General features: G+C 71.2%; 19 protein-coding genes and 1 pseudogene. 16 read left to right on the forward strand and 4 right to left on the reverse strand.

Going from position 1 to position 17,759, the window contains the following annotated elements; all coding sequences use genetic code 11:
* Positions 1-129 precede the first annotated feature (129 nt).
* The gene (locus RV986_RS53500; protein WP_475924933.1) at positions 130-495 is read left to right on the forward strand and encodes a hypothetical protein; all 366 of its coding nucleotides are present in this window, start codon (positions 130-132) and stop codon (positions 493-495) included.
* 326 nt (positions 496-821) lie between these two features.
* On the opposite strand, the gene RV986_RS53505 is transcribed toward RV986_RS53500, so the two are convergent.
* Positions 822-1,256 carry a winged helix-turn-helix transcriptional regulator gene (locus RV986_RS53505; protein ID WP_475924934.1) on the reverse strand — a complete coding sequence of 145 codons (435 nt, stop codon included), beginning with the start codon at positions 1,254-1,256 and terminating at the stop codon, positions 822-824.
* A 94-nt stretch (positions 1,257-1,350) separates the two neighbouring features.
* Here RV986_RS53505 and RV986_RS53510 point away from each other — a divergent pair, with 94 nt between their 5' ends.
* Entirely contained in the window at positions 1,351-1,956 is a 606-nt protein-coding gene (locus RV986_RS53510; RefSeq protein ID WP_475924935.1) for a flavodoxin family protein, read from the forward strand.
* 314 nt (positions 1,957-2,270) lie between these two features.
* Here the strand turns inward: RV986_RS53510 and RV986_RS53515 are convergent, their stop codons facing one another.
* Together RV986_RS53515 and RV986_RS53520 are read right to left on the reverse strand one after the other, a co-directional pair.
* On the reverse strand, positions 2,271-3,206 hold the full coding sequence (locus RV986_RS53515; RefSeq protein ID WP_475924936.1) for an AraC family transcriptional regulator: 936 nt from the start codon (positions 3,204-3,206) through the stop codon (positions 2,271-2,273).
* A gap of 263 nt (positions 3,207-3,469) precedes the next feature.
* Positions 3,470-4,219: a sensor histidine kinase gene (locus RV986_RS53520; protein WP_475924937.1), complete on the reverse strand. Its 750-nt coding sequence runs from the start codon at positions 4,217-4,219 to the stop codon at positions 3,470-3,472.
* 58 nt (positions 4,220-4,277) lie between these two features.
* Here RV986_RS53520 and RV986_RS53525 point away from each other — a divergent pair, with 58 nt between their 5' ends.
* Positions 4,278-5,411 carry a Fic family protein gene (locus RV986_RS53525; RefSeq protein ID WP_475924938.1) on the forward strand — a complete coding sequence of 378 codons (1,134 nt, stop codon included), beginning with the start codon at positions 4,278-4,280 and terminating at the stop codon, positions 5,409-5,411.
* Positions 5,412-5,471: 60 nt separating this feature from the next.
* Here RV986_RS53525 and RV986_RS53530 read toward each other — a convergent pair whose 3' ends face one another.
* The gene (locus RV986_RS53530) at positions 5,472-5,618 is read right to left on the reverse strand and encodes a hypothetical protein (protein WP_475924939.1); all 147 of its coding nucleotides are present in this window, start codon (positions 5,616-5,618) and stop codon (positions 5,472-5,474) included.
* Positions 5,619-5,970: 352 nt separating this feature from the next.
* Here RV986_RS53530 and RV986_RS53535 point away from each other — a divergent pair, with 352 nt between their 5' ends.
* The 13 genes and pseudogenes from RV986_RS53535 to RV986_RS53595 all read left to right on the forward strand — a co-directional run.
* Entirely contained in the window at positions 5,971-6,183 is a 213-nt protein-coding gene (locus tag RV986_RS53535; RefSeq protein WP_475924940.1) for a hypothetical protein, read from the forward strand.
* 55 nt (positions 6,184-6,238) lie between these two features.
* Positions 6,239-6,643, forward strand: a complete 405-nt coding sequence (locus RV986_RS53540; protein ID WP_475924941.1) for a nuclear transport factor 2 family protein — start codon at positions 6,239-6,241, stop codon at positions 6,641-6,643.
* Between the two features lie 548 nt (positions 6,644-7,191).
* Positions 7,192-10,128 (forward strand): PEP/pyruvate-binding domain-containing protein, encoded by a 2,937-nt coding sequence (locus tag RV986_RS53545; RefSeq protein ID WP_475924942.1) that lies wholly within the window; start codon positions 7,192-7,194, stop codon positions 10,126-10,128.
* Positions 10,125-11,075 carry a UbiA prenyltransferase family protein gene (locus tag RV986_RS53550; protein WP_475924943.1) on the forward strand — a complete coding sequence of 317 codons (951 nt, stop codon included), beginning with the start codon at positions 10,125-10,127 and terminating at the stop codon, positions 11,073-11,075. Before RV986_RS53545 ends, RV986_RS53550 begins: the two co-directional genes overlap by 4 nt.
* The gene (locus RV986_RS53555) at positions 11,072-11,731 is read left to right on the forward strand and encodes a dTMP kinase (protein WP_475924944.1); all 660 of its coding nucleotides are present in this window, start codon (positions 11,072-11,074) and stop codon (positions 11,729-11,731) included. The genes RV986_RS53550 and RV986_RS53555 overlap by 4 nt, the downstream gene beginning before the upstream one ends.
* The gene (locus tag RV986_RS53560; RefSeq protein WP_475924945.1) at positions 11,728-12,471 is read left to right on the forward strand and encodes a DUF6182 family protein; all 744 of its coding nucleotides are present in this window, start codon (positions 11,728-11,730) and stop codon (positions 12,469-12,471) included. Before RV986_RS53555 ends, RV986_RS53560 begins: the two co-directional genes overlap by 4 nt.
* A 59-nt stretch (positions 12,472-12,530) precedes the next feature.
* Positions 12,531-13,385 (forward strand): HIT family protein, encoded by an 855-nt coding sequence (locus RV986_RS53565; protein ID WP_475924946.1) that lies wholly within the window; start codon positions 12,531-12,533, stop codon positions 13,383-13,385.
* Entirely contained in the window at positions 13,382-14,662 is a 1,281-nt protein-coding gene (locus tag RV986_RS53570; protein ID WP_475924947.1) for a hypothetical protein, read from the forward strand. The genes RV986_RS53565 and RV986_RS53570 overlap by 4 nt, the downstream gene beginning before the upstream one ends.
* A gap of 5 nt (positions 14,663-14,667) precedes the next feature.
* Positions 14,668-15,744 (forward strand): AfsA-related hotdog domain-containing protein, encoded by a 1,077-nt coding sequence (locus tag RV986_RS53575; protein WP_475924948.1) that lies wholly within the window; start codon positions 14,668-14,670, stop codon positions 15,742-15,744.
* A 232-nt stretch (positions 15,745-15,976) separates the two neighbouring features.
* Positions 15,977-16,210, forward strand: coding sequence for an acyl carrier protein (locus tag RV986_RS53580; protein WP_475924951.1), 234 nt, complete (start codon positions 15,977-15,979; stop codon positions 16,208-16,210).
* Entirely contained in the window at positions 16,210-17,193 is a 984-nt protein-coding gene (locus RV986_RS53585; RefSeq protein ID WP_475924949.1) for a beta-ketoacyl-[acyl-carrier-protein] synthase family protein, read from the forward strand. Before RV986_RS53580 ends, RV986_RS53585 begins: the two co-directional genes overlap by 1 nt.
* Before the next feature lie 13 nt (positions 17,194-17,206).
* Positions 17,207-17,497 (forward strand): DUF6087 family protein, encoded by a 291-nt coding sequence (locus tag RV986_RS53590; protein ID WP_475924950.1) that lies wholly within the window; start codon positions 17,207-17,209, stop codon positions 17,495-17,497.
* Positions 17,498-17,556: 59 nt separating this feature from the next.
* A pseudogene (locus RV986_RS53595) lies at positions 17,557-17,759 on the forward strand (hypothetical protein); the annotation flags it as partial.

Consider the following 17,759-nt stretch of genomic DNA (forward strand, 5'->3'; position numbering starts at 1 on the left):
GCTCCTGGCCATCGCCGAGGACCTGCGCCACCACGACATCGAGCTCGAACTCCTCACCGGCCCCCTCCAGGGGGTCTACGACCCCTCCGGGCTCTTGAGGAGTTCGCGCCCACGGCAGCCGGCGAGCCTGTGAAGGCAACCGAGACCCTGCGGACGCTGGAACTGCGGGAGACGGCGCAGACCATGGCCATGCCCGATGGACTCATGGAGTGCACCGGCTGTGGGGACATTGACCTCGACATCCATGAGTACCTCGGGCCTGTCGCCATCTGCCCGTACTGCATGCAACCCCTTGGCAAACACATCTTCGCTGCCGGAGCGGCTTACTGCTGGCAGCACTTCTCCCAGCAGTACAGGCTCATCGACTGCCCGCACTTCTACGACTTTCCCCGTGACGCCGACGTACTCAAGGTCGAGATGAGCAGCCAGGCATGGGCGACCATCAAGGAACGGTTCCCCCTGGTGCCCATCCCGTACGAGGACGACGAGAAGTAGGGCGCATGGCGAGTCGAGAACTCCCTCCTGTGCACGGCGGGCCACCGGACGTACTCCGGCTGCCCCTTCAGGGCTTCAAGGTCGTCCCATTGTCCCTTTGACTCGTATCTCGATACCCCTTATGCCCACGCACAAGATCATTTCTTAGCGTTCAATCCTGGAGCATTACCGGCGGGACCCCTGTCTCCACCCGCACCCTGGTCCGCATGTGGCGCCAGGAGACCGGCGTCCCCCCACCAGTGGCTGCTGGACCGGTGAAGGACGTCTGCGCGCTCATCGCCGAGGCGGCCGCAGACGCCTCCCTCACGGGGCGCGCCTGGGTGGGGTCACCCGGCCGATCGGGCCCTTTCCGAGGCGGCGGTGCGCTGGTCGTAGGCGGTGCGTGCGGCGTGGACCTGCGCGGCGCGGTGGTGGGTCCAGGTGCACAGGACGCGGGTTTCCTCGGCGATCTCGCCGCCGAGGTCGGTGAGCCCGTACAGGACCAGGGGCGGCGTGGCGTCGGGGTCCACCGTCCTGACGACCAGCCCGTCGCGTTCGAGGGTCCGCAGGGTCTGCGAGAACATCTTGCGGCTGATCCCGCCGATGGAGCGCTGCAGCTCGGAGAACCGCTGGACACCGCGCTCCCGCAGGCTCAGCAGCATCAGCAGGGCCCACTTGTCGGCCAGGTCCACGAAGACGTCACGGCTGGGGCAGGCCGCGTCGAGGATGTCCATCGGCCGCGCCGGGTCGAGGGTGATGGGTGACTGCTCCTGCTGTGACATACATCCCAGAATACACCTACACCCCTCAAGGGTTGTGGTCTCTTTTAGAGGTCAGATATAGATTAGAGATCTGACCTACTTGAGGAGTACCTCCATGACCGAGACCGTCAAGCGCCCCCTGGTCGCTATCGCCTTCCACTCCGGCTACGGACACACCGCTGTCCTGGCCGAAGGGGTCCGGCGCGGTGCGGAAAAGGCCGGAGCCGAGGTCGCCCACATCCCGGTGGACGCCATCACCGACGACGACTGGCAGCGGCTCGACGACGCCGACGCCATCATCTTCGGCTCTCCCACCTACATGGGCGGCGCCTCCGCCGCCTTCCACGCCTTCGCCGAGGCCACCAGCGGCCGCTACCTCACCAGCGTCTGGGCCGACAAGATCGCCGCCGGCTTCACCAACTCCGCCTCCAAGAGCGGCGACAAGCACAACACCCTCGCCTTCATGACCGCTCTCGCCGCCCAGCACCACATGATCTGGGTCGGCCTCGGCCTGCCTCCCGGCTGGAACGCCCTCACCGCCGCCGAGGACGATCTCAACCGCCTCGGCTTCTGGATCGGCGCCGGCGCCTCGACCCCCCAGGACGGCGGCACCGACACCGTCCACCCCGCCGACATCGCCACCGCCGAACACCTCGGGGCGCGAGTCGCCCGCCAGGCCGACATCCACCTCGCGGGCAGGAACTCCCTCGCCCGCCGGTGACCCCCAGAACGGCGCCCCCTCGCGAGGCGGAGGCCCTGCCCGTTCCACGCACCGCCCGAGGACTGATCCCCTGACGACCTTTGTCGTGGAGCGGCGATACGACGCCCCGGCCGCCGAGGTGGGGGATCTCATCGGCGACTTCTGCGCTGTGGAGAGGTGGATGCCCGGCCCCGCCGGGCATCCAGGGGAGGCGACGACCAGCAGACCCGCGCCGTCACCTTGCCCGACGGCTCGCGGCTCGCGGCCCGTCGGAAAGCTCACCTGCATGTCCCCAGTCACGTACAACTGAACGTGCCCGGGTTGCCGTACCGGATTCAGTTTCTCCGTCGGTACGTTCCGGGTGCCGTTCCGTGCGTTCGTTTGAACGCGTTGGCGAAGGCGAACTCGGATGTGTAGCCCACTTGGGTGGCGATGGATCTCAAGGGTGCGTCCGATGTCCGCAGCAGGCGCGCCGCCGTGGTCAGCCGCCACCATGTCAGGTAGCCGAGGGGCGGTTGGCCGATCAGCAGGGCGAAGCGCCTGGCGAACGGAGCCCGGGAGAGCCCGGCTTCTGCCGCGAGTTTCGCCACGGTCCACGGCGAAGCCGGGTCTCGGTGGATGGCGTGGAGGGCGGCGGTGACCGGGGGGTCGTTGAGTGCGGCAGCCCATCCGGTGGTGTTGCCCAGGGAGGACTGTCCGTTGAGCCAGATGCGCAGGATGTAGAGCAGCAGCGCGTCCAGCAGCGCGGGGACGGCTGTGTCCGTGCCCAGACGCGGGTTCTCCACCTCTGCGCCCAGTAGCTCGACGGCCGAGTTCAGTTCCGGATGGCGGCCTGGTTGTGCCGGCACGTGGATCAGATCCGGAAGGGTCAGCAACAGCGGGTGAGTGCGGGACAGGTCGAGTTGGTAGGCCCCGCAGAGCACTACGGTGACCGGGCCGTTGGTTCCGCTCCGGTCGACGCTGTCGGAGGTGTAGGTGTCGGACAGTTGGTGGTCGGCGGGGCCGCAGGCAGGGGCCGTCACTGGGGTTTCTGGGTTGTCGGCCAGGGTGTGGCCGCTGCCGTGGGGAAGGAACACCACGTCGCCCGCGCCCAGTTGGACGGGCTCCGTCTCCGGAGGCAGCAGCCAGCAGGAACCCTGCAGGACCACCTGGAAGCCCGCCGACCCTGGGACGGAGGCGAACTCCTGTCTCCACGGGGCATGCCACCGCACGTGCGCCGACCGGGAGCGGCCAGTTCGCGTCACCGCAACCACGTCGCTGAGTACATCCATACGGTGAGCGTACGCGTGCGAGACGTTCGCGTATGAACTGGGCTCTCTGGCACATGGATCGTCTCTGCGCGCGGTCGTAGATTTCGCGGCATGACGATGATGAAGACCGCGCGTATCCATGAATTCGGCGATGCGTCAGTGATCCGCTACGACGCCGTTCCGCGCCCTCGACCCGCCTTCGGTGAAGTGCTCATCCGTGTCGCCGCGACCTCGTTCAATCCCACCGAGGTCGCGAGGCACCTGGGGGCCGGTGTTGGTCACGGTCAGGGTGGGTGCGCCGAGGCGTACGCGGACGTCACGGTCAGGGTGGGTGCGCCGAGGCGTACGCGGACGTGGCCGCCGGGGCGGTTGTACTGGATGGCGTTGCGGATCAGGTTCGTCAGCAGGTGGCGGAGCAGGACAGGGTCGCCGGCAACGACCAGCGGGGCGTCCGTATCGGCACCGGTGTCGACGTCGACCTGCACCCCGTTCTCGGCTGAGAGCGGGGTGAGTTCAGCAGTGACCAGCCGGGCGGTGGCCGCGAGGTCGACGGGCTCGGTCTTGTCCGTTCCGCGGTCGCTCCGGGCCAGCAACAGCAGCGCGTCGATCAGCTGTTCCGCTTCTTGGTTGGCGGTGAGCAGGTCCTCGCGTACGTCGGTGAGGTCGTCGGGCAGGGGATCGGCGGGGCCGACCTGGAGGATGGTGCGTTGGACCGCGAGTGGCGTCTTGAGTTCGTGGGAGGCGTTGGCGACGAAGCGGCGTTGGCTCTCGAACGACTTCTCCAGCCGGTCGAGCATCGTGTCGAAGGTGTCGGCGAGGTGGTGGAGTTCGTCGTCGGGGCCGGTGAGCGCCAGGCGTTGGTGCAGGTTCTGTTCGCTGATACGCCGGGCGGCTTCGGTCATGGAGGCCACGGGCCGCAGTGCCCGTCCGGCCAGCCGCCAGCCGAGCAGCCCGGCGAGGAGCGCCATGACGAGGAGGCCAACGGCGGACCAGAGCACCATCTGACGCAGTGCGGTGTCCTGGACGGCCTGCACGGTCCGGTCCGCTCCGACCTATATTGACGCAATGATTGCGTCAATATATCATTGGGTGATGCTCTTCCCTACGCCAGATCTCACCGCGGCGGACCGCGAGGTTCTCGACCAGATCGACCGGATGCGCGCGGCCCTGCGGCACGACGTACGCACTCCCACGAAGTGGACGGCCGGCCTGCGCAAGTTCCTCACCGCGGACGCCGTGGCGGCCTCGAATTCCATCGAGGGTTTCAAGGTGGCCACCGTGGACGTCGAGGACCTCCTGGAGGGGGAGAGCGAGGTCGACATCTCGGAGGAGAACCGGGAGGAGACCCTTGCCTACCAGCGGATGATGACCTACATCCAGACCCTCCACGACGTCGAGGACTTCTCCTACAGCAAGGGCCTCCTCAACGGTCTTCACTGGATGCTGCAGGGGCACCGGCACAACGTCCGCAGGCCGGCAGGCCAGTGGCGCAAGGGCCCGGTCTACGTCACCGACGCCCGCGATCCGAGCATCGCCGCCTACACCGCCCCCGACGCCCCGCTCGTTGCCGGTCTGACGCAGGAACTCATCGACTGGCTCAACGACAGCGACAGCACACACGCCCTGGTGCGGGCCGCGATGGCCCACCTGCACCTGGTCTCCATCCACCCCTGGGCCGACGGCAACGGCCGCATGTCCCGCTCCCTGCAAACCCTCATGATCGCCAGGGAAGGAGTGCTCGCACCCGAGTTCTCCTCCATCGAGAGCTGGCTGGGACGACCGGGCAACACCTGGGAGTACTACCGCGAACTCAACGATCGGGGCAGCCAGTACCAGCCTGATCAGGACGTTTCCGGCTGGATCAGATTCAACCTCACCGCCTACCACCAGCAGGCCCAGACAGTCCAGGGCCGCCTCGCCCGCTCAGGCCGCGTCTGGAGTCATCTCGCCGCCTTCGCCACAGGTCAGGGCCTGGACGAACGCACCGTCACCGCGCTCCACGACGTGGCCATGGCCGGACGCGTACGCCGCTCCCGCTACCAGCACGGCGAAGCTCTCAGCCTTCAGCAGGCCCAACGCGATCTGCGTGACCTCACGGCGGCCGACATCCTTCAGCCCGTCGGCCGCACCCGCGCCCGCTACTACACCGCGGGCCGCCAGTTCCCGCAGGACGCCCTCGACATCGCGCAGACCCCCATGGCCCTGACGCACCCCTACCGCGCCTGACTCCTCCCGTGCGTGGGCGCGGCACCGGGCATCGGGATCCTTCCCTGCCACAGCACGGTGTCACGACTCCAAGGGCCCGCGGGCCCGCGGATGAGAACCGTGCTGCGGATGCACGGGATCGGGCAGACGCATGCTGCGCCACGCGCCGCCCAGGATGATGAGCTGGACGACCTCGGTGAGCAGCTCGGCGCCCGGGCGGCGCCGCACGCCGACGACGATGTGGCGGCCACCCGCATCGTGTGGGGGCAGGCCGTCGACGCCTCTGACCCGGCAGGGGATGGGTCAAAGGGCCCGCTGGACAATCGCGGAAAACCTCTGACCGGCACAGACGGCCCGCACGCGGTGAAGGAGATCGCAGCGGGCGCACCGTCCGCAGCGCACCCCGCTTCCGCCGCGGGCGGCCTGCGTGCCCCGTCGGGAGAACTGGTGCTCGGCCTGAGCGCGGTCAGCACCCCGGACGCCCTGGCCCTGAAACTGTCCCAACTGCTGCGCCGGGCCGGAGTGCAGTCGATCCGGCAGCTGAGGCCCCGGCCCGGCGAAGCTGGTCGGCTACGGCACGGTGCTCCTGGCCGCGTGCGTCGTCATCCTGCTCGTCGCCGCCCGCGTGTGCGTGCGGTGTGCCCGGCCGGGGCAGTCCTTGCTGCAGCGACGTTTCTCCGCTGCCGGTCTCACCGTCAGTGTGCTGGTCGTACCGGCCGGACTGGCACTGCCCTGGCTCCTGGACGGCGACATCCCGGGACGATGGTTCGCCCATCTCATCGGGCTGCTGTAGTTGCCCGCGGGTATGGAGGCGGGCTGCTGTGGGATTTCTGGTGTGTGGTGGTGGGGTGTCCACCACCGAAGACAAGAACAAGACCATCGTCCGCGAAGCCTTCGACACCCTGTTCAACAAGCGGGACTACGCCGCTGCCGAGCGGTTCTGGTCCCCCGGCTACATCCAGCACAGCGCCCACATCGCGCCCGGCCGGGAGGGTCTCTTCGACCTGGTCGGAAGCATCCCCGCGGAGCTGAAGCACGAATGCGAACTGATCATGGCGGAAGGGGACATGGTCATGGTGCACGGGCGTTTCTCGGGGCACGGACAGCCCGCCCCGTGGATCGTCGCCGACTTCCTGCGCATCGAGGACGGCATCCTGGCGGAGCACTGGGACGTGATCGAGGCGGAAGCCTCCCGGAAGGAGTCCCTGAGCGGCCTGCCGATGTACGGCGACACCTTCCCCGAGGAACGCTGAGAGCAGCCACTGCTGTTCACACGGCCGCCGGCCACCGGCCGGCGGCCGATTCGCTGCAAGGGCTCCGAAATGCATGGGCCAAGGGGCGGGGAAATTCAGGTGCGGCTCCTGTACGGCGGCGACGGCATCCCGAATGCTTTTCCTGATCGGATAGCCTGCGCGTGGAAACGGCCGACGCCGCGCCCGTGCCGCTGAGCGCGAGCGCCAGGAGCGGGGAGCCCAGGTGGGGAGGGCGTAGCACGTCGCCGGGGCCGGTTTCCATATACCGCCGCGGAATACTAGGGGAACGTACTGAAGTCCTTGCGGTGTGCACAATCCGGAGGACTTTCGTTGACTCGCCGTAAGCGGTCTGGGTATGGTTCCGAAAATTATTGAGCGTCATCCTCCTATATCGCCTTCATATTTTCCAGGAAGGGAGTCAGGGTGTCGATCCATTCGTTTTTTTGGCACTGTCGCAGACCTGCCCTCCCCATGCCGGGTGTTAATTATCCTTGTATTCACCGTTCCTTACTGCCCGGCAGCCTCCTCGGCGAAGAGAAGGGGTCGTAATGCTGGACGCTCCGCACGCCACGTGGTGGGTCGAAGACGGAATCCAGCTCGCCGACCCGCTGCAGGTCGGGCACAAGTTCGCGCGGCAGGCACTGCTGGCGCGTGCGGGTTTCCCGATTCCGCCGCTGGCGTGCATACCCGCCGAGGTGTTCGACCGGATCGTCCGTCCGGCACTCGGTGAGCCGGCGTCCCCGGGGACGGGCCCGGCCGCCGACGTCGCGGCGCGGGCACGGGAACTGCAGCGGACGGTCCGCGGCCTGGAAGTGCCGCGGCGGTTACGGGACGTGCTGGACGACCGCTTCGACGCACTCGCCGGACCGGCCGGACTGGTGGCGGTACGCGCCTGCGTGGTCCCGCAGCCCGGCGGGCTGGACTCGGGCGGGGACTCCGAGGAGTCGGGCGAGGACTCGGCGCACGACCCGTTCGCCGGCCTCAGCGACAGCTTCCTCTACGTGGGGCGCGACGAACTCACCGAGCGGATCGTCGCCTGCTGGGCCTCCGCGTTCAATCCCGAGGCGGCGGCGTACCGGGCCCGGCGGGGACTGAACCCCTTCACGGCACGGGTGGCCGTGGGAGTCCAGCGCATGGTCATGGGCGTGCGGTCGTTCGTGGCCTTCACCCGCGACCCCCGCGACGGCGCCGGGCGCTGCGTGATCGCGGCAGCCCACGGCATCGGTGAGGGAGTGGTCCAGGAGAAGGCCGACGTCGACCACTTCTTCGTGGACCGCGCCTCCGGGGAGATCGAGGCGCACCTCGTCGTCAAGACCCGGGCGGTGGGCTGGGACCCGCTCCGGCCGACGGAGGGGCCCGTGGCCGTACCGGTGATCCAGGGCGCCGCCGCGCCGGTGCTGACGGACGCCGAACTCAGGGAGATCAGCGCGATCGCGCTGCGCGTCGAGGCGCACTTCGCGGCCCCCCAGGACATCGAGGGCACCATCTCCTCGGACGGCGGCATCCACCTGGTGCAGGCCCGGCCGATCGCGGCGGCACCACAGCCGCCGGACCACCCGCCGCAGCCCGCCGACCACCCGCCGCAGCCCACGGACCACGCGCCGCAGCCCACGGACCACGCGCCGCAGCCCACGGACCACGCGCCGCAGCCCACGGACCACGCGCCGCAGCCCACGGACCACGCGCCGCAGCCCACGGAACGTCCGGACACCAGCGGGGACGTGCCGGGAATCCTGTGGGACAACAACAACGTCACCGAGAGCTACCCCGGCGTCAGCTGTGCTCTGACGTTCTCGGTGGCCCGGCAGCTGTACGAGGCCGGCTTCACGGACCTGTACCGGCGGATGGGTGTGCCCGCCCGCGTCCTGAGACGCAACCGTCCGCTGCTCGGACGGATGGTCGGGCACCTGAACGGCCGCATCTACTACCAGCTCGACTGCTGGTACCGGCTGCACGGGCAGATCCGCTGCTTCCGGCCGCTGTGGTCCACCTGGGAGCAGTCCCTCGGACTGGCCGGAAGGGGCGCACGGCACGGCGGCGGTTCCCCCGCCCGGGGAGCGCGCGCCCGGATCGGCGATGCCGTCCATCTCACGGAGATCCTGCTCAGACTGGCGGCCCACCCCTACCGGGTCCGCCGGTTCCTGCGCTGGTGGGACGGGTACCACCCGCGGCTGGCCGGGGCATCCGCGATGCGCCCGCAGGAGGCGGTGGAGGCGTACCGGGCCCTGTGGACACAGGTGTCCCGCCGCTGGGGGGTCACGCTGGTGAACGGGATCTTCCTGTTCACCGCGACCTGGGCGACCAACGGCCTCCTGCGCCGGTGGCTTCCGCGGGCGGACCGGAGCCTGCTCAACGGCATGCTGGTCGGAGGGCCGGACAACCGGTCCGCCGCGGCACTGCGTTCGGCGCTCTCGCTGGCCGAGACCGCGGCCGCGTCCCCCGCCCTGCGCGCCGCCGTGCTGTCCGACACGGATCCCGAACGGCTGTGGCGGGAACTGCTCCGGGGCGGTCACGGCGAGCCGTTCGCGGCGGCCCTGCGCGAGCACCTGCGGCTGCACGGCGACCGCGGTCTGCAGGACCTGAAGCTGGAGACCCTGACGCCGCGCGACGAGCCGTGGACCGTACTGCACAGCGTGCGCGCGTTCCTGCGGCAGGGACTGACCGTGGCGGGCAGCCGGGACACCGGCCGGGAGATCCGCCACCAGGCCGAGCGGGAGTTGCGCGGCGGCCTGCGCAACCCGTTCAAGCGGGCCCTGCTGAACCTCACGTTCGGGGCGATGCGGGCGTTGATGCGGATCCGTGAGGACACCCGGTTCTGCCGCAGCGAACTCATCGGCGACTGCCGCGCCCTGCTGCTGCGGCTGGGCGCGGAACTGGCAGCCACGGGCCGTCTGGACCGGCCGAGGGATGTCCTGGACCTCACCGCCGAGGAGGTCCTCGGCGCCTTCGACGGCACCCTGGCGGGAGCCGACCTCAGGGGCCTGGCGGCCGTGCGCGCCGCCGAGCGGGCCCGCTGGACGGCCGAGGATCCCCTGCCGGTACGCCTGGAGACCGACCCCGGCCTGCCGCTGGCGACCGCGCTGCCCGCCCCCCTGGACCAGGGCCGCGAAGCGGCGCGGCGGCAGTCGGCGGCGGACCGCACGGCGCCGCCCGGCCGGCTGACCGGACTGGCGTCCAGCTCCGGCACCGTACGCGGCAGGGCGAAGATCGTGCTGGACCCGTCGGCCAACGCCGACGAGTGCCGGGGCCGCGTCCTGATCGCACGCGAAACCGACCCCGGCTGGCTCTTCCTGATGATGGCGGCGAGCGCCCTGGTGGTGGAGCGGGGGACGCTGCTCTCGCACACCGCCATCACCGGGCGGCTGCTGGGCATCCCCACCGTCGTGGCGGTGCGCGACGCCACGGCTCTCATCGCGGACGGCAGCCTCGTCGAGGTCGACGGCGCCTCCGGCACGGTACGCATCCTGAGCGAGGCGGCCTCATGACCCGCCGACCGGACGAGTACGTCCGCCGACCGGGCCAGTACGTCCGCAGGCTGGGCCGCTACGTCCGCGCCGCCTATCCCCCCAGGATGCAGCCGCCCCTGATGATCTTCTGGGCCGTGGGGCTCACCGCCCTCTTCGCGTGCGCCACCGGAGCGGTCTCCCACTGGCGTCCCGACGGCGGGCTCGCCCTCACCTCCGTCACGCTGGTCGTGGACATGCTCCTGCTGCGCGCGCTCGACGACATCCGTGACCACGCATACGACCGCCGCCACAATCCGGGGCGGCCGCTGCCCAGCGGGACGGTCACGGAACGCGACCTGCTGGTGCTGGTGACCGCGGGCGTCGTCTTCCTGCTGCTGCTCAACGCCGGCCGAGGCGTGGCCCTGACGGCACTGGTCGTGCAACTGGGCTACGGAGTCGGTGTGATGACACTGGAGTGGCGGACCGGATGGCCGTCCGCGGACCGGCTCGGGCTCCAGCTCGCCCTCAACCTGCCGATCCAGACGCTGCTGAGCCTGTACGTGTACGTGGGCTTCCTGCGGTCGGAGCACCAGCGGCCCGACCTCGCCGGGCTGACGGCCGTGGTGGCCGCCACGCTGGGCGGCCTGTGCCTGGAACTCGGGCGCAAGACCACCCGCCGCCCCCGGCCGGGGGAGCGGACCTACGCCACGGTGCTCGGTCCGTCACTGACGTCGGCCGCGGCGGTGGCCTCCGGCGCGGCGGCCACCGCCGTCGCGCTGGCGATCACCCAGCCGTGGCACCCCGGCGCCTCCGGATACGGCTGGGGGTGGCTGGTACTGCTTCCGCTGCTCCTGCCCGCCACCGCCGCCGCCCGGTTCGCCGCGGGCGCCGCGCAGTGGCCGGCGGCACTCGTCCGCACCTACCTCCCGGCGATGTACGCCAGCTTCCTGGCGGTCGGCTGGCTCACGAAGGGGAGGACGGGATGACGATCCCTCATGACCCGGCCGCCGGCGGCCCGGGCTTCTGGACACTGCTCGGGCCCGACTTCGCGGGCAAGTCGACCGTGCTGGACCGCCTCCACGACGACCACGGCTGGCGGGTCGTGTCCTACGACGACCGGTATCTGGAGAACGACCCGCTGATCGGCCGGCTGCGACGGCACTGGGTCGACGACGCCTTCGTGCGGGCCGGGCAGCGCTACTCCCCGGAACTGGTGCTCTCGGTGCTGCACACGATCGTGCTCCACCTCCGCGACCGGCTCGCCGAGGGGGCCGGAGAGGACCGGGTGATCGTCGACTCGTACTTCTACAAACTGCTCGCGAAGTGCCGCCTGCTCGGTGTGCGGCACGACCCCACGTTCGACCACTGGCGGTCGTTCCCCAAGCCCAGGGGAGTGCTCTACCTGGACGTGCCGCCGGAGATCGCCTGGGTGCGCAGCGGCCACGGCGCCCGGCTGAACGCCTTCGAGCAGCACCCGGGGACCGCCGGCCCGGAGGGGTTCGTCCGGCTGCAGTCGCAACTGCGCGAGGCGGCACTGGAGGAGGTCGGCGACATCCCGGTGACGGTCGTCGACGGCTCCGCCGACCCCGACATCGTCCTGAAGAACGTACTGGCGGTCCTGGAGACGGAGGGCGTGCGATGAGCCCGAGCCCGGTCGGACAGCTGAAGCCGGCCGTGCCGGCCACGCAGGAACGGCTGGCCGAACTCCTCGACGAACGCGCCGCCTGGGTGGGCGACCGGCCCCACCGCTCCCCGCAACAGCACCCGGAACAGCACCCGGCGCAGAGCCCGGCGGAGAGCACCGTGCTGGTGCTGCTGCGCTCCGTCGACCTGGACGGCCTGGTCAACGGCGCCCGCGCCTTCGCGGCAGGGCTGACCCCGGCCGAGGCCGACGCCTGGCGCCGGTCCTGGACCAGGACACTCTTCCTGTTCGGCAACCCCGCCAACCTGACCCACCGCACCCCGGCGCGGACCACGGCCCGCAGCGGCAGCACCGCCTGGCTCGGCCCGTTCCCCTCCGGACGGCTGCCCGGCCCGGCCCGGCTGCTCAAACCGGTCTGCGGCGTACTTCCGCAACTCCCCCCGCAGACCGTCGTCGCCCCCGACCCGGCGCCCGGCGCGCCGCCCGCCTCCCCCCAGGGCCCCTGCCGGGACCTGTACATCGCGGTGCGCGACCTGACGTTCGCCGAATACCTCGTACACCTCCATCACACCCTGGCCGAGTCCGTGCTCCAGGGGCGTCTGTCGCCGCACGAACGGCTGCGCCTGATCCACCGCCCGGACCTCGACGCCGAGACGGCCCGCGGGACTCCCGGATACGCCCGCGTCCACTACGCCCCCGGCGACCGGGCGCGGCTGCGTCTTTACCTCTGGCTCTCCTGACCAGCCGCCCGGCACGACTCCCGGACGGCGACGAACAGCCCCACAGACGACGAGGACACATGGACCTTCCCGACTTCACCCCCGCCGACCTGGCCCGCCTGGCGCTCTCCACGCACCTGCAGCGACTGTCGGAGTCGCTGCGGGTGGCGGTCGTCGCCGAGGACCACGCCACGGGCGCGGACGGCGGCGCCGGACTGACCACGGACCTCCGCTCGCTCCTTGCGAGCGAGGTTCCGCTGCTCCACGAGGCCATCGCCGGATACGCGCAGGCCCTCGGGGAGCCCCCGCAGGAACCGCCCGGTGCACCGGACGCGGCCGCGGCCGCCGCCCTGCACGTACAGGACCCGGCGGCCGAGGCCGCCGCGCTCGACGCCTGGTACGTACGGCACGCGCAGCTGGAACCGCTCGCACGGGTCGGCGACCCGTTCAGCCGGCTGCTGAGCGGGCGCACACCGAGCTCCGAGGACTGCCTGATCTGCGCCAAGTACGCGGGCCGGCCGGTACCGGCCTGGGCGGGCTTCGCCCGGCCGCCCGGCGGCCACCTCGTCGACGACGGAACCTGGCGGGTCGGGCACGGCCCCACTCCGTACTGGCCGGCGGGGACCCTGCTGATCGAGTCCCGCCGGCACTTCCTGGACTGGGCGGACTTCGACGCCGACGAGGCCGCCGGCTTCGGCCCGCTGGTCAAGCGGCTCACCGACCCGCTGAAGGAGGCCACCGGCGCCACCCGGATCCATGTCTTCTCCTGCATGGAGGGGACCGCGCACTTCCATGTGTGGCTGGTGCCCCGGACCGAGGGCAGGCCGCCCGGCCGGACCTTCGTCGCCGACCCCGGATACTGCACCCCCACCGAGGCCGAGGACATCGTCGACCGCGTCAGGAAGACACTGGACCGCACGGCGACGGACCGATGACCGGGGCCACGCTCACCGCCGGAGCCACCCGCACCGCCACGGACCCCCGCACCGCCACGGCCGCGCTCACGGCCGCGCTCACGGCCGGAGCCGCCGCGGAGGCCGCCGCGGACGGGACCGGATACCGCATCCTGCTGGCGCCGGTGACCGTCAGCCCCACCAAGCCGCTGACGCCCACGCATCTGAAGTACCTGCTCTCCCTCGACATGCTCTACCGGGCCACCAGCACGTTCGCCGACGTCACGGTCGTGTACCACCACGCCGCGCACGCGGGCAGCCGGCAGGTGGCCGGGTTCTGGGAGTACCTCGACCGCTGCCACCCCCGCGCGGCCTACGAGACGATGACCGAGGAGGACATCGGGGAGCTCTACACCGCCTACCACCGCGCCGCGCCCGCACCGGACACCGACCTCGGCCCGGTGGTGCGGCGCGCCGGGGCGGGCTGGACGCACCCGGCCACCGCACGCCTGCTCGACCTGTGGGAAGGCCACTACCGGCTGCTCGGCATGTTCGACCCCGAGCTGGGCCGGACCGGCCCCGAACCGGCCTCCGAGTCCGCCGTCCTGGACCTGCTGGCCGACCGGAACCTGTGCATCGACGCCCGCGGGCTGGGCGCCCCCGCCTACCTGGACGCGACCGCGGCGGGGCTGCCGCTGCGGGCCGTCACCAGCCCGCAGGGCCGGTCGAACTACCTGCTGTATCTGCTGCGCGAACTGATACCGCTGCTGGACGGCCACGACCTGGTCGTACTGGCCCACGACACCGACCTGCGCACCGACTACCGGACGGTCGCCCATGTGCTCGGCGCCCTGGGCGCCGACGTCGCACGGTTCGAGGTTCCGCGGGTTCCCCTCGACGGAGTCGCCCGGTCGACCAGGTTCGGAGGCTGGCAGGGCCACACACTGGGCGCCTTCGCCGGCCCGCTCGTCGAGGAGTTCGGGACCGCGGCGTTCCGGCTCGGCCTGCGCCTCTACCTGGTGGCCGGCCTGGGCAGGACCGCCCACCACTCCTTCTCGGTACACCACCTCAAGCGCTGGATCCGCCGCGCCGTGCGGCTGCTGGACGAACTCGGCGGCCGGGAAGCCTCCGGGGCCGCCGCGGAGCGCACCGCCGCGCGCTACCTCGCGGCGGGAGCGGGGCGGCGGCGCTACGCGGACCCCTACCGGCTGGCCACCGCGCTGATGGGCCGCGACGCCGCGGTGCCGGCGGAGCAGCTGCTCCGCATCGTCATGGGACCGCTCGGGGGCGGCAGCGTTCCCGGCGGCAGAGAGAGGTGAACGGAATGTCGATCGCAACCGGTAGCCCCGGCCTGCTGGAATCCGCCGCGGCACTCGACTTCTCACGCACCGTGGACCAGAAGCTCATCCACCGCCGCAACGCCACCGAGGCGTTCCTGGCCGACGTACGCCCGGTGGATGCGCGCAGCTATGTGGCAGCGGCGCTGCTGCCCCGCGTGCACCCCCACTACACCAGCCACACCCGGCCCGCGGGCGGCCCCCCCGACCCGCTGCTGCTGCTCGAATGCTGCCGGCAGGCGGAGACCTACGCCGCGCACTCCTTCTTCGGGGTGGAGACGGATGCCTGTTTCGTGCTGCGGAACTGGTCCGTGGAGATGTTCCCGGACGCCCTCCAGGATGCCCCGACCGGCTGCAGGGAACTGCTCATGACAGCGGTCACCGCCAGTGCCGGACCGGCCGGGGCCCGGGCGCGCGGCCTGTTCCACGACATCGACCTGTACCTGGCGGGCGCCCTGGTCGCCCGGGTCCGCATGGAGGTCGGATACCTCGCCCGGGACCTCTACACGGTGATCAGGTCACGCGGGCGCACCAGCCCCCTTCCGCTGTCCGACGGGCCGCTGCCGGCCCGCGCGGGCCGGCCGGCCGATCCCGCCCACGTGGGGCGGATCAACGCCGCGGACGCCCTGCTGCTCGACGTCCGCGCCGCCCGGGACGCCGTGACCGCGACCCTGCGGATCGCGGCGGACAACCGCAGCTTCTTCGACCACCCCCACGACCATGTGCCGGGAATGGTGCTGACGGAGGCGGCCCGGCAGCTGGCGGCGGTGGCGGCCCACACCTGGGACGGCATCCCGCCGCACGTGAGCGCCGTGGCCGCCGCCCGGTCGTCGTTCGCCGCGTACACCGAACTCGACGAGACCGTCTCGATGACGGCGACACCGGCACAGGACGGCGCGGGGCCCGCGGCGGCGGACGGCGGACCGGCGGGCCGGCGCGCCGTCGAGGTGGTGTTCCGCCAGCGGGACGCGCAGACCGCCCGGATGAGCGTCCTCATGGCCCTGGACCCCCGTGCGGCCCTGGACTCCCGTGCGCCCTTCGGCGGCGGAGGGAGCAGCGGATGAGTCCCACGGGCCGGACCGGCGGCCGGGCCCTGGGCAGGTCCCGGCCTTCGTGGCCGCCGCCGACAGCGCCCTGGTCATCGGCGCGGGAGCGGTGGCGCCGCGCGCTCACATCGACCGGGTGGGCAACACGCTCACCCGGGGGTCCGCCGCCCCGCACCGGCCGCGGACGGCACACCCCAGGCCAGGGCTTCGCAGGACGAATCCCCGATCAGGCAGGAGGACGACGGTGAACATGCTGGAAGAGAAGATCACGACGGTTCTGTCGGAGCACTTCAGGATCAGCCGCGATCTGATCGACTCCGACGTGACGTTCGCGGAGATCAAGTTCGACTCCCTGACCCTTGTCGAGCTGGCGCTCACCCTGGAGAACGAGCTGGGCATCGCGATCGAGGACGGCGAACTCACCGACGGCATGACCGTCGCGGACGCCGCCGGCCTGCTGAGCGCCAGACAGGCGGGACTCTGATGCCGGCGCAGGCACGGCCGTTCGCGGTGGCGATCACCGGGCTCGGCCTGGTCACCCCGGCCGGCATCGGCGTCAAGGAGAACTGGGACCGCGTCCTGTCGGGAGTCTCCTGCGCGGCGACCGACGAGACACTGCGCGGCTGTCCGGCCGACTTCAGCTGCCGGGTGCCGGGGTTCGACCCGCAGACCCTCCTGGGGGGCTTCTCGTCCTGGCAGCTGGAGCGGTTCGTACAGCTGGCGGTCGTCGCCTCCCGGCAGGCCCTCGACGACTCCGGCTGGGATCCCCGGACGTGGGACGGCACCCGCGTGGGAGTGGTCCTCGGCAACTCCCTCGGCGGGGTCCAGTCCATCGAGCGCCAGCACACCGCCCTGCTGGAGAACGGGCCACGCAAGGTCTCCCCGCTGCTGATCCCCATGTTCATGGTCAACATGGCCGCCGCACAGGTCGCGATCGACATCGGCGCCAAGGGACCCAGCCACGTCACCGCGACCGCCTGCGCCTCGGGAACGACCGCGGTGGGCACGGCGCGCGAGCTGCTGCGCTCCGGGGCCTGCGACGTGGTGCTGGCGGGCGGGACCGAGTCGGCTCTGACCCCGCTCGTCATGGCGGGACTCAGCCGGATGGGGGCCCTGTCCACCCGCGGGGAGGAACCGGAGCGGGCCTGCCGCCCCTTCGACGCCGACCGCGACGGCTTCGTGGCCGCCGAGGGGGCGGGCGTGCTGGTCCTGGAACGGACACCGGACGCCGTCGCCCGCGGCGCCCGGGTACGGGCCATGGTCCGCGGGTACGGCAGCTCCACCGACGCCCACCACGCCACGGCCCAGGCGCTCGACGAGGCGGCCCGCGTCGACTCCGCGCTCGTCGCATCCCGGCTCAACACGCTGCTGGACGCGGCCCGCCCGTACGAGACCGGTGAGGTCGACGACGTACGGACCCGGGCCAATGAACTCGCCGCCGCGCGACCGACGACGATCGCGGCCTGAGAGCATCGAGCGCATGGGAAAGCACAGCCGACCCGGACCGTCGAACCAGCCGTCGCGTGCCATCCCGCGCCCCGATACCGACGACCCGCTCGCGCCGTACAACAAAAGGCGCCGACCGCCGATGGACATCTACCGGCGTCACCGGTCCGTGCACGGCGGTGCCGGCCACCTCCGGCCCGACGAACTGCGGGTCCTGGAGGAGTGGGACGACTTCGCGTACCAAGTGGTCGGCACCGCCCCCGACCTCTCGGCGGCCCAAGAGTGGGTGAATGAACTCCAGATCGGCGACGACTCGGCAGCTTGATGACCTTCGGTGAAGGCCGTCACGCTAGATCAGGGACGTACCGGGTCCGGTGGAGGTCCGTGATCTCTCAGAACTACTCATTTCTGCGAGCACGAAAGAGTGGGTTACGCAAGGTGCAGCACCGCCCAGCAGGAGCTCCAGAGCCAGCTCGACGCCCTGGAAGAAGCCGGGTCCGGCCGGAGTTCGTCAAGGCGATGGAGTTCGCCCGCACCATCAAGACGGCCGTGCCCCATCAGCGGGTGATCTTCATGGTGCATGAGAT

Source organism: Streptomyces sp. RLA012 (assembly GCF_056270325.1).